Consider the following 12,391-nt stretch of genomic DNA (forward strand, 5'->3'; position numbering starts at 1 on the left):
GAGCGACCTAAGCTCTTTTGCCTATTAAAACGACTAAACATTTTACCAATGAAAAAACTACTTCTCATTTTACTTCTATCAGTTATAATTCAGCCACTTTGGGCTCAAAAAACAGCCGATATAATTCCTGCACCTACTTCATCAACGATGGGACAAGGCCAGTTTAAAATGCATGCAGGCTTACGTATTCTGAGTTCAACGTATTTTCCCGAGGAGATTTACTTCTTGCAAAAAGAATTACTCCGTTATCAGAAGCTTTCGAGCACCATCGTTGAAAATAACCGGGATGCCGAAATTGTACTGGAGAAAACGAAATTGAATAATGATCAGTTGTATACATTGGATGTTACTCCGGAACAGATAAAGATTCAGGCAGAAACAAAAGAAGGTGCTTTTTACGGCATAATCTCATTGCTGCAGCTGGCTAACAACAGTCAAAGTAAATCAATTGCTTGTGTAAGCGTTTCAGATAAGCCAGCTTTCGGTTGGCGTGGTGTTATGTTGGACGAATCCCGACACTTTTTTGGAACGGAGAAAGTCAAATCACTAATCGACTGGATGGCTTACTACAAGCTAAACCGCTTTCACTGGCATTTGACAGATGAGCCCGGTTGGCGTTTGGAAATTCTCAACTATCCGAAACTAGGAGAAGTTGGTGGAATTGGCAATAAGTCTGATAAAAATGCTGCTTGCCAATACTATTCACAGGAAGAGATTAAAGAGATTGTTTCTTATGCCGCTGAACGACACATTGTGATTATTCCGGAGATCGATATGCCGGGACATGCCACTGCAGCCAACAAGGCTTATCCAGAGTTCAGTGGTGGCGGCTCCGAAAGATACCCTGAGTTTACTTTTCACCCAGCCAAAGAGGGGACTTACCAATATTTAACCAACGTTTTACGCGAGGTAGATGCTCTTTTTCCATCGCAAATGATTCATGTTGGCGGAGACGAAGTAAGTTTCGGAAATCAACAGTGGAAAACTGACGCTGCCGTTCAACAATTGATGAAGACTGAAAAACTGGCTGATTTGAAAGCCGTTGAAGACTTATTCATGCGTCGGATGTCCGATTCTATTTTAAATATGAATAACCAGGTATTGGTTTGGGATGAGATGGCTAATGCAGGCTTACCAAAGGATAACAGCATTATTTTCTGGTGGCGACACGACCAACCCAAACAATTGGAGTTGAGCTTGAAAAATGGACATAAAACAGTTATCTGTCCTCGTCTTCCGCTCTATTTTGATTTTGTACAACACCCCGATCATAAAGTAGGACGACGCTGGGCTGGAGGCTTTAACCAGTTGGAAAGTGTTTATAGCTTTTCGATTGACCAGCTTCCGGTTGCAGCAAAAGATCAGGATTTAGTGCTTGGCTTTCAAGCTAACCTTTGGACCGAAACGGTGGATTCGGTTGAGCGGTTTGATTTCTTGCTGTTTCCACGTTTGGCTGCAATGGCCGAATCGGTATGGTCCGATAAAGGTCAAAAGGATTACACCGATTTTCTGGAACGTTTGAAGCCGCACCTCAAACAGTACAAAGAAGCTGGATTATATTATTTCAATCCGTTTGACATTAATGAGCATCCAGAACCTCTAATGAAAAAATAATAAACAATACTCTTAATATTTATGATGTGAGAATTATAAGTGATTTAACTTTGTTTCTTATATCTTGGTTTTAATTCATTAACTGATGAGATATACTACAACTACCTTACTACTTTGCTTTCTTCTAACTGTCTTTTCAGCCAGCGCATGGGAGCAGAAAGATTTATTACAAAAAGAAGCTGGCGTGAGCCAACTAAAACAAAGCATACTCCCTGCTAAAAAGTGGGTCACTTATCCTGATTATGCTGACCGTGCCGGATGGGACAAGCTAACCACCGGATTGAAAGAAGAGTTGATTCGCCAAGGTGAGACTTATCTGGATTATGAGTGGAACGTTGTTCCTGCTACGGCTTATCTCGAATTTGAGAGAAGTGGTAACCGCAATATTATGCAAAAACCATTTGGCGAAAATAACAACGCTTTGGCAGCTCTTTTTCTAGCTGAACTTGCTGAAGGAGAAGGGCGTTTTGTTGATCAGATTGTCAATGGAGTTTGGCTTTCTTGTGAAATGACATCGTGGGCACTTTCGGCGCACTTTTATGGAGCTCAGTCGATTAAAACATCGCTTCCTGCTTATAAAGAAGAGGTGATTGACCTAACTGCTGGCGATGTTGCCTCGATGTTGGCCTGGGTTCATTATTTCTTAAAAGATGAATTGGATAAAGTAAATCCGTTGGTTGATCAGCGTTTGGTTGACAACTTGCGTGAGCGCATTATGGTTCCTTATATGGAACGAGACAACTATTGGTGGCAAGCTTTTCATGCCACTCCAAAAACAATGGTAAATAATTGGAATCCATGGTGTAATTCAAATGTGCTGGCTACTTTTTTGCTGATTGAAGATGATCAACAAAAATTAGCTGAAGCCGTTCACCGAACCATGGTTTCTGTCGATAAATTCATCAACTATGTCAATGCCGATGGTGCTTGTGAAGAAGGTCCTTCCTACTGGGGACATGCTGCCGGCAAACTATTTGACTACCTTGACTTGCTGACTACAGCAACCGGAGGAGAGGTAACACTTTTTGATGAGCCTGAAATCCGCAATATGGGCGAGTACATTGCAAAATCCTATATTGGCAACGGCTGGGTAGTCAACTTTGCGGATGCATCAGCCAAAGGTGGAGGTCCTATGGGAACCATCTTTCGCTATGGGCAGGCAGTTGACAGCGATTTGCTGAAGCAGTTTGCTGCTTACCTCTATCAAAGGGAAAACAATCCTTCCCGTCTATCACATGGGCGAGATGTTTTTCGCACCTTGGAGAATTTAACCATCTTCCAAGACTTGAAAGCAACAACAGCCTCACTAGATACTGAAGCTTCAGTGTGGTATCCACAAACGGAGTTTTGCTACATGCGCCAAAGTAACGGATTCTTTTTTGCTGGAAAAGGCGGATTCAATAATGAAAGTCACAACCACAACGATGCGGGAACATTCATTTTGTACTACAACAACGAGCCGGTGCTGGTTGATGCAGGAGTTGGAACATACACCCGCCAAACGTTTAGTAGCGAGCGGTACTCCATTTGGACCATGCAAAGTAACTACCACAACTTGCCAGTGATCAATGGTGTTCCGCAAAAGTATGGAAGTAAGTATAAAGCAAGCTCGGTTAAGTTTAATGCAGGGAAACGACAATTCTCAGCCAATCTGGAACAAGCTTATCCGGACGAAGCTGCCGTAAAAAGCTGGAATCGGGCTTATTCTTTCAAAGGCAAAGAGCGCTTTTTAATAACTGATCGTTTTGAATTGAAAGAAGCTAAAGATTATAACCAAGTCAATTTTTTGACACGTGAAAGACCTCAGATTGATGAGTCGGGCCTTGTCTTGATTCATGCAAAAGGAGGAGACGTAAGTTTGAAATATGATGCAGCAGGCTTTAAGCCTACGATTGAACGGATCTCGTTGGACGATCCAAGATTGTCGAAAGTATGGGGTGATTGCCTTTATCGATTAACTTTTACGGCAACAAAACTTCGTTCAAAAGGAACTTACTCTTTTGTTGTTCAACCTGAATAAGCTTGTTGATAAGATCAAAAATGTCTGAATATCTAAATATCATACAAAAAATAAACGAATGAGAGCAGTTATTACTGGTTGCGTGGCCATTGCAGGCTTGGCTTCTTGTGCAACTACCGAAAAACCGAAAACCGATCGTCTTCCCAATATTGTCCTTATCAACATGGACGATATGGGGTATGGAGATGTCTCTTTGAATGGAGCTACAGGTTTTACGACTCCAAACATTGATAAAATGGCAGGCGAGGGGATTGTTTTTACACATTTCTATTCTCCGCAGGCTGTTTGTAGCGCATCGCGGGCTGGATTGTTGACCGGCTGTTATCCGAACCGTGTCGGGTTTCATGGAGCTCTGGACCACAGCGCTACGATCGGCATAAATCCAGATGAGCAAACCATTCCTGAGTTACTAAAAGAAAAAGGCTATGCGACAGCTGCTTTTGGGAAATGGCACTTGGGACACCGCGAAAAGTTTTTGCCTCTTCAGCATGGATTTGACGAGTTTTTTGGAATTCCGTACTCCAACGATATGTGGCCAAATCATCCGGTTAATAAGAACTATTATCCGCCACTTCCTTTGTTTGAAGGAAATGAAGTGATTCAGGAAAATCCGGATCAATCACAATTTACTCAGAACTTTACCAAAAGAACGATTGATTTCATTCAAAAGAATAAAGAAAATCCATTCTTTGTGTATCTGGCACATCCCATGCCACACGTTCCGCTTTTTGTTTCAGACATGTTCAAAGGTAAATCAGAGCAAGGCTTGTTTGGCGATGTGATCATGGAAATTGACTGGAGTATTGGTCAAATTAATAAGACCTTGGAGCAGCTTAATTTAGCCGAAAATACGTTGGTCATTGTGATTTCGGACAATGGACCGTGGATGACCTATGGAAACCATGCCGGAAGCTCTGGTGGTTTGCGCGAAGGTAAAGGAACTACTTTTGAAGGAGGCCAGCGCGTACCTTGTGTAATGAAATGGAAAGGCGTAACTCCAGAAGGGGCGGTATGCAATTACCTGACTTCGGGAATTGATATTTTACCGACCATCGCAACATTGGCGGAAAGCCCAATGCCTGAGAAAAAGATTGATGGAGTTAATTTAAGCCAGTTAATTCAAGGTGATTTTAGCACTAACCCAAGAACAAGCTTCTTATACTATTACCGAAGAAATAACCTGGAAGCTGTTCGTAAAGGTGATTGGAAACTGGTGTTTGAGCACCACGGACGTACTTATGAGAACAATATCCCAGGGCGTGACGGACAACCCGGGAAAACACCTGAAAATGCCTTGATCGAAAAAGGCTTGTATGACCTACGTTGTGATCCGGGTGAACGCTACAATGTCATGGAATTTTATCCGGAAAAGCTTGCTGAATTGGAAGCTTTAGCAGAAGAAGCCAGAAAAGATTTGGGCGATGATTTAACCAACTCAGAAGGAACTGGCAGACGTCAGCCTGGACGAGTAGAAGAATAACAACAAAAATATTTTCCTGAGTTTTGATGCTTCGGAAGATCAACCGGAGCGATTAAAGCTCAGGATTTTTTTATTACTGAAATATATAAATACGAACAAATGAAGAAATTGAAAAACAGTATTGCTGCCTTACTGCTTGGAGCTGCCATAGTTGCATGTCAACCGCAGAAAGGTGAAGAGTCGAACTTTATCAATGAAAATATTGAGTTTGCTACCGCTCAACAGAAATTACAAGTTGAAAAAATTGAAGCTTCCGGCAAAGTACTGAATCCAAGGACCATTAAAGATGGCAAGATTCGTTACATCCGCCGGGAAGACTGGACCAGCGGCTTTTTCCCAGGCTCCATGTGGCAAACGTATGAGTTAACAGGTGATGATTATTGGTTGCCTTATGCCCAAAAATATACGGAAGCATTGGACTCAGTAAAATACTTGACTTGGCACCATGACGTTGGTTTTATGATTGAATGTAGCTTTGGAAATGGCTATCGTTTGACTAAAAACCCCAAATATGCTGATGTAATTGTTCAGGCTGCAAAATCATTGGCAACACGTTTCCGTCCAACAGCGGGAGTCATTCAATCGTGGAATGTTACTGGTGGCTGGCAGTCCCAAAGAGGATGGGAGTGCCCTGTAATTATTGATAACATGATGAACCTGGAACTGTTGTTTAATGCAACCAAGTTAAGTGGCGATTCAAGCTTCTACAATTTGGCTGTAGAGCATGCCGACAACACGATCAAAAACCACTACCGCCCGGACTACAGCTGTTATCACGTTGTGGATTACAGTCTTGAAGATGGTTCGGTACGTGCCAGGGAAACTGCTCAAGGGTATGCCCACGAGTCAGCATGGGCACGTGGCCAAGCCTGGGGAATTTATGGTTTCACTGTTTGCTATCGCGAAACAAAAGATCCTAAATACCTGGAGCAAGCACAGAAAGCATTTAACTTCGTAATCAACCATAAGAATTTCCCAACAGACTTCGTTCCATATTGGGATTTTGATGTGCCAGAAATTCCAAATACGCCGCGTGATGCATCTGCCGCATCTATTATGGCGTCGGCTTTGTACGAAATGGCAAGCTATACCGACTATGACTTTTACAAAGGTTGGGCTGACAAAATTATGCATAGCTTGGGAAGTGATGCTTATCGTGCACCACTAGGCGAAAACGGAAATTTTATTTTAATGCATTCAGTTGGAAGTATTCCTCATGGAGCTGAAATTGACGTTCCTCTGAACTATGCTGATTACTATTTTTTAGAAGCATTGAATCGTAAAATAAAATTAGAGAAGTAACCCAATTCCTTACTTTCATCATGAATAAACACAAACGAAGCAATGTTGAGCCTGTATTAACCACCTCGAAATTGCTTCGTTTGCTTTTAGTTTAGCAATTGATTCGGCTTGATATTTTGAAATGACAAACTTGGCTAAATAACAGCCTGTGCAACATCAGGAAATAGTCGATAACCTAAAATAAATAATCAATTAATCAAATAGATAGATCGCTTGTAAAATTTTAGTTATGAGAAAAAACGTTATTCTTTTTTTAGTAATCTTTTTAATTGGATTAAGTACTCCGAGCTACAGTCAATTTTATGAAAAGCCCAAAAGAGCTTCTGTTGCATTGGAGCATGGCGCACACCGATTGGGGCGACGCACAGATGCGATGATGGAAACCTGGCGCAATTATGGGCTGGGGCAGTTCATTCACTGGGGTGTTTATGCCATTCCCGGAGGACAATGGAACGGAAAAGCTTATCCGGGCGCTGCAGAGTGGATTCGTGCGTGGAATGAGATGCCACGCGATGAGTACGATCAGTTGTACAAACAATTCAATCCCAAAGATTTTGATGCAAAAAAATGGGCCCGTCAAGCCAAAGAGATGGGAGCCAAATATATGCTTATTACCACAAAACATCACGATGGATTTTGTTTGTGGCCAAGTAAATACACCGATTATACTATTGAAAATTCACCTTATAAAAAAGATATTGTAGGTGATTTAGTAAAAGCCTATACTGCCGAAGGAATTGATGTCTATTTGTACTTTTCAATTATCGACTGGAATCATCCGGGCTATCGCAGCAAAATTAAAAGCGATGATGAACGTCCGGCTTACGAAGAGTTCAAACAGTTTACACGCAACCAATTGGTGGAACTGCTCGACATGTATCCTGAAACAAAAGGTTTGTGGTTTGACGGTACTTGGGATAAAGCTTGGGTTGAACAAGCAGAATTTGCCGATGAGCTAGGAAAAGAACTGCGCTCAATGATTCCCGGTTTGATTATCGGCAGTCGCTTTCGGGCTGATGAAAAAGGCAATCGCCACTTTGATGCCAATGGCGACATGATGGGAGATTATGAGCAAGGATGGGAGCGTAAGATCCCGGCAAATATTGATGTTTTGAACGGTAATGACTGGGATTGTGTCATGACCATCCCTGAAAACCAGTGGGGCTATAATTCAAATTGGAAAGGACATGTGAAAAGTAGCAATGAGTTGTTGGAAATGCTTATTCGCTGCGTATCAATGGATGGAAACTTCGTATTGAACTTTGGCCCCGATGGACTTGGCAACATTCGCCCGGAAGAAACTGAGCGGGCTGCCGATATTGGCAAATGGATGAAGAAAAACGGGGAGGCAATTCACGATTGTGGTTATGCTGGCTTGGATGAACAGAATTGGGGATACTTTACTAAAAGCAGAACCAGTGGTAAAACTTACCTGTTGGTTACCAATGTGCCGGTTACAGGTGGTTTAACGGTAAAGGTTCCTAAAGACAAGGAAATCGCGAAGGTTTACCCACTTGCTTCGCCCAATCAATCACTGAAGTTGGAAAAAACAGGCAAGTATGATTATTTCGTCCGCCTGAATGAAAAGAATACGGATTCGATCGCAGTATTTGTTTTGGAATACAAAGGAGATGGCGAATCAGGTTCTTACGATTTCCAGGAACCAAAGATTTGATGAGATTAAAAACGAAAGGTTAATTTTTCGAATCTAAATAAGATTTCTTTATAGAGTCCGGCTAACACGTTTACGGTTAGTCGGATTTTTTTGTCTTTGTTTTCTTGATTTCCACAGAGGATGAGTGTTTATGATTTTACTGAGAAGAGGAAAGCTCAATTGGTTCTGTCCAAAAAACTTTCAAAAGTTGATGTTAGTAAGTTGTTCCTGTTTTCGCAGCTTTTGGGCTGTGGGTAATGTTCCCTTTTATTATATTTACAGTTTAATTTGAAGAAATGCCTTTTTTCTGATTTTTTTAAAGCGGATCAGCGAATCGAGGCGAACAGATTTCTTTAGAATAAACTAGACTTGGAACAGTTGAACCATAGAATACCAGCATATAAAAACCTTCTCAGCCTATTGTTTTTAGTACTACCACTAGTTCTAAAAGCTGAAATTGTAAAATTCGATGCATTATCGGACAGTTTACGCCGAGACCTCAGGCTGAATTCATTCTTATTAGTTGATCATCATGCTTTTGAAGAAAGCGACATGGATAAACTCTTTGCCGCCCAAATACCGTTGGCGTTTCAAATCGACAGTGCGAATAGCTCTTTTTTGGAGAACAAGCTTAGCCGTTCGCTCCCACAACAGAAGCTAATCCCGGTTATTGCGGATTTTGAACTTTCTTTTTCAACGTCGAACAAGCTTGTTGTGATCACTCCTGATCAGTTGGATCAAATGAGTTTAAAACAATGGGAAAAAGATACCTTAACACATCAAAAGGCCTTTACAATACATGAACTGCTCCAATTAAGAATCGATCATCAAACAGAAGGGGCGTTGGCTAGTTTGATGAAACTGTGGCGTTTATCCGGGAAAATGCCAAACTTCCTTTCAGCGAACTATGCTGATTGGGAACAAACGGCAGACTTGGTGACAGCATTAAATAAACACCCAAAGATTTTCGGTGTTGTTTTAGATGGTGAAAAGCCGCTGGAAAATGTCAACTGGAAAGGATATCCAGGACGGAATACCAATGGTTGTTTTAGTTTCCCAATTCCAGCAGGTGGAGTCAACAATCTGGTTCCGTACAAAGCGGGGTATCAGTTTTCTCCAGATATCATTATGGATTCTCCGGTCAATTTGCATTTTCCAAAGCTTTTTAAAGCTGTAAAATTAGCGGCCGATTACGGCTTAACGGATCATTTCATTTTCAAAAATGGGGAGATCTACAACACAAAGCGCCCAGATAATGAAGACATTCTGAATCATGGTGTTCGGTTTGTTGAAGACCCGGAAAGGGGAGGAGTCGCCTGGTTTGAAGATCGGGCTTATCTTGATGCCGGTATTCAAAGTCGAACAATTCTGCATCCAAACTTCACGATTACAGCTTGGATTAAACCAACGGAGCTGGATAATAACAACAGTATCTTAGGGAAGGGACGTGATTTTGTCATGAAACTCCATGATGGCGGTTTAACTTATACCATGCAAGGAGTAAAAGACTATTGGAATAAAAACGTGAAGATTCCTGTAGATCAATGGACTTTTATCGGCTTGGTTCATTCAGAATACAACAATCAAATCAGTTTCTATGTCAATGGGGAATTGGTGGGGCAAGAACAATTGGTTCATCCATATAAAGAATCGGATTACACGTTACTGATTGGTAATAATTTGTGGGAAGAATTCTTTGTGGGATACATGGATGAGGTAAAGATATGGGAGCGTGAGTTGAGTGATGCTGAGATGTTGGAACAATATACGGGAACTCAGGTTGAACCAAAAAGATATGCCTATTATTGGGCTTGGGCGGCCCTGTTTTTCCTGGTTCTTTGGATTTTATTCCGCAACTATATTCGGGTACGCCAACAATTACTAAAACGAAGAGAAAAACACAGCAAGGAAGAACCCCAGTTGGTCATACCTGAACCATCCCAGACGTTTCAGGAAAAAGTTAGCTTTTTTGGCGGACTGAAATTGATCAATGAAACCAATGAAAACCTTGCGTTAAAACTATCGCCCAAGCTTAAGCAGCTATTTATCCTGATCTTTTTGCATAGTGTTGATGGACAGCAAGGAATCTCAACCAAACAGCTTTCCGGTATTTTATGGCCAGGGATGAGCCCGCAAAAAGCCAAGAATACCCGTGGAACCAATATCCAAAACCTGAAAACCGTATTGGCATCCTGTTCTCATATTCGCCTGGTTTTTCAAAATAAACTTTGGTTTTTGGAAATTGATGAGCCTTGCTATTCAGATTATGCCGATGCATTGTGTCGCGTACGAAGATTGGAACAAGCAAACGACTTGAGTGCAATAGAAACCGAACTTCCTCGTTTGCTGGCCATTCTGAAAAAAGGCTCCTTGCTACCAAATATGAACGAGTCGTGGCTGGATCCGTACATCAGTAGAACAAGCGATCGGATTATTGATTTAGGAATAAAACTTTTCCAACTACTGGATCAGAAAAAACATGCCGATTTAATCTACGAGGTGGCCGAGGTCATTAGCTTGCACGATCCACTAAACGAACCGGCTCTGCAGAAAAAATTGAATATCCTAACTCAGGACGGCAAGCTGGGATTGGCTCGTTCCGTTTACGATCATTTCAAAAAACTGTATTTTGAAATGTACCAGGAAGACTACCCTAAAGACTTCAAAATTTTAACCAGTCGATAAGCATTTTCGTTCAGCTAAAAGAATGCAATGAGCTCTTCAATCAAGAAACGGTTTCTCTGTTTTGTAAGGAGAGCTTTTTCGTCCGATTGAAGAAGAATATGCTAAAGGCTATTTTGAAAATTTAGCTTGACCAGCTTCGCTTATCTTGATCAAAACATGTTGTAGAAGCATGTTTTTACCTTTTTTCTCTCGTGTTACCCCATTTATTACCCCTGTTGTTATACCCCAATGCCTTTATTTGGACTCCTGAAATTCAGATGATTTAATAATTACCAAATTCTATAATCTAACGAATGAGAAAAGAAATGAAGAATCGCCGGGATTTTCTTAAGAAATCCTTGATTGCAGCAGCTGGAATTACAATTATTCCAAGACACGTGCTTGGAGGACCGGGCTATCTTGCTCCAAGTGACCAATTAACCAAAGCCATTATTGGAGTTGGAGGTATGGGACGTGGGCACATCGGTTACGAAGGAACTCGTGTGGTCGCGATGTGTGATGTTGATAAGAAGCACCTCGCTGATGCTGCAAAACTGGTTAAGCATGATGTGAAAACATTTACCGATTTCCGCGATGTATTGCAACTTCCTGAGGTCGATATCGTGCATATTGCAACACCTCCGCACTGGCATGGAATTATGTCGGTAATGGCTGCTGAAGCTGGTAAAGATGTGTGGTGTGAAAAACCAATGACACGCACCATTGGAGAAGGAAAGCGTGTTGTTGAAGCGATCAACGCAACCGGACGTATGTTCCGCTTGAATACCTGGTTCCGTTTCAAAGACAATTTTTATGGTTTGAACACGCCTGTTAAACCGATTAAAAAAGCCGTTGAAAGCGGTGTTCTTGGATGGCCATTGAAAGTAACCATTAGTGGTGTTACTGGCTTTAACTGGAAATTCTACTGGGTTGGAAAGACCAATCTTCCGCCACAACCGGTTCCTGAAGAATTGGATTACGACATGTGGTTAGGACCTGCTCCTTACAAACCTTACAGCCGTCACCGTGTTCACCAAACATTCCGTGGTTACTGGGATTACGATGGTGGTGGTTTAGGAGATATGGGACAGCACTACATCGACCCTGTTCAGTATTTCCTTGGAAAAGATAACACCAGCCCGGTAAAAGTTGAAGTGGATGCACCACAACAGCATTACGATGCAATCGGTACTTGGCGTAAAATCACGTTTACTTATGACGATGGTTGCCAAATCATTTTGGACGGTGAAAACAAAGACCAAAATGCCCCTTACATTGAAGGACCAAACGGTAAAATTTACAAAGGATTCAAATCAGACATTCCAGATTTGAAACGATTGATTGATACTTTACCTGATCCAGATCCTGAAATTACCACGTTCACTGAGTCTGTGAAGACGCGTAAGAAGTTTGCTTTGAACGAAGAAAACGGACACCGTTCGGCAACCATTGTGAACATGGGAATCATTGCATTGCGCTTAGGACGTACCTTGGAATATGATCCAGTAAAACAGGAGTTCATCAACGATGATGAAGCCAATAGACTGATCAACCAACCAATGCGAGGAGAGTGGTCTATTTAATTCAATGAAGGAGTAATTTAAAAACATCGTTCAAGGAAGGGCGTTTGTTTATACCCTTCTGATTTTAAATAAAA

The 12,391-nt window shown here is 41.6% G+C and carries 7 protein-coding genes; all 7 read left to right on the forward strand.

Going from position 1 to position 12,391, the window contains the following annotated elements:
- The first annotated feature begins 48 nt into the window (after nt 1–48).
- Nucleotides 49–1,614 (forward strand): beta-N-acetylhexosaminidase, encoded by a 1,566-nt coding sequence (locus BM156_RS08940; RefSeq protein WP_093919514.1) that lies wholly within the window; start codon nt 49–51, stop codon nt 1,612–1,614.
- 85 nt (nt 1,615–1,699) lie between these two features.
- Nucleotides 1,700–3,634, forward strand: a complete 1,935-nt coding sequence (locus BM156_RS08945) for a heparinase II/III domain-containing protein (RefSeq protein ID WP_093919515.1) — start codon at nt 1,700–1,702, stop codon at nt 3,632–3,634.
- Nucleotides 3,635–3,692: 58 nt separating this feature from the next.
- A complete protein-coding gene (locus BM156_RS08950) occupies nt 3,693–5,114 on the forward strand; it encodes a sulfatase family protein (protein WP_093919516.1) in 1,422 nt (473 codons plus the stop codon).
- Nucleotides 5,115–5,213: 99 nt separating this feature from the next.
- Nucleotides 5,214–6,416, forward strand: coding sequence for a glycoside hydrolase family 88 protein (locus BM156_RS08955; RefSeq protein WP_093919517.1), 1,203 nt, complete (start codon nt 5,214–5,216; stop codon nt 6,414–6,416).
- A 229-nt stretch (nt 6,417–6,645) separates the two neighbouring features.
- On the forward strand, nt 6,646–8,091 hold the full coding sequence (locus BM156_RS08960) for an alpha-L-fucosidase (protein ID WP_093919518.1): 1,446 nt from the start codon (nt 6,646–6,648) through the stop codon (nt 8,089–8,091).
- 531 nt (nt 8,092–8,622) lie between these two features.
- On the forward strand, nt 8,623–10,755 hold the full coding sequence (locus BM156_RS08965; RefSeq protein ID WP_139218247.1) for a LamG-like jellyroll fold domain-containing protein: 2,133 nt from the start codon (nt 8,623–8,625) through the stop codon (nt 10,753–10,755).
- A gap of 293 nt (nt 10,756–11,048) precedes the next feature.
- Nucleotides 11,049–12,317, forward strand: coding sequence for a Gfo/Idh/MocA family oxidoreductase (locus BM156_RS08970; RefSeq protein ID WP_093919520.1), 1,269 nt, complete (start codon nt 11,049–11,051; stop codon nt 12,315–12,317).
- The last annotated feature ends 74 nt before the right edge of the window (nt 12,318–12,391 follow it).

Source organism: Sunxiuqinia elliptica (assembly GCF_900113005.1).
In the GTDB taxonomy this organism is placed as follows: domain Bacteria; phylum Bacteroidota; class Bacteroidia; order Bacteroidales; family Prolixibacteraceae; genus Sunxiuqinia; species Sunxiuqinia elliptica.

Coding starts and splice junctions, on each gene's coding strand:
- BM156_RS08960 (WP_093919518.1), top strand. CDS start 6,646: ATGAGAAAAAACGTTATTCTTTTTTTAGTAATCTTTTTAATTGGATTA.
- BM156_RS08970 (WP_093919520.1), top strand. CDS start 11,049: ATGAGAAAAGAAATGAAGAATCGCCGGGATTTTCTTAAGAAATCCTTG.
- BM156_RS08955 (WP_093919517.1), top strand. CDS start 5,214: ATGAAGAAATTGAAAAACAGTATTGCTGCCTTACTGCTTGGAGCTGCC.
- BM156_RS08950 (WP_093919516.1), top strand. CDS start 3,693: ATGAGAGCAGTTATTACTGGTTGCGTGGCCATTGCAGGCTTGGCTTCT.
- BM156_RS08945 (WP_093919515.1), top strand. CDS start 1,700: ATGAGATATACTACAACTACCTTACTACTTTGCTTTCTTCTAACTGTC.
- BM156_RS08940 (WP_093919514.1), top strand. CDS start 49: ATGAAAAAACTACTTCTCATTTTACTTCTATCAGTTATAATTCAGCCA.
- BM156_RS08965 (WP_139218247.1), top strand. CDS start 8,623: ATGGATAAACTCTTTGCCGCCCAAATACCGTTGGCGTTTCAAATCGAC.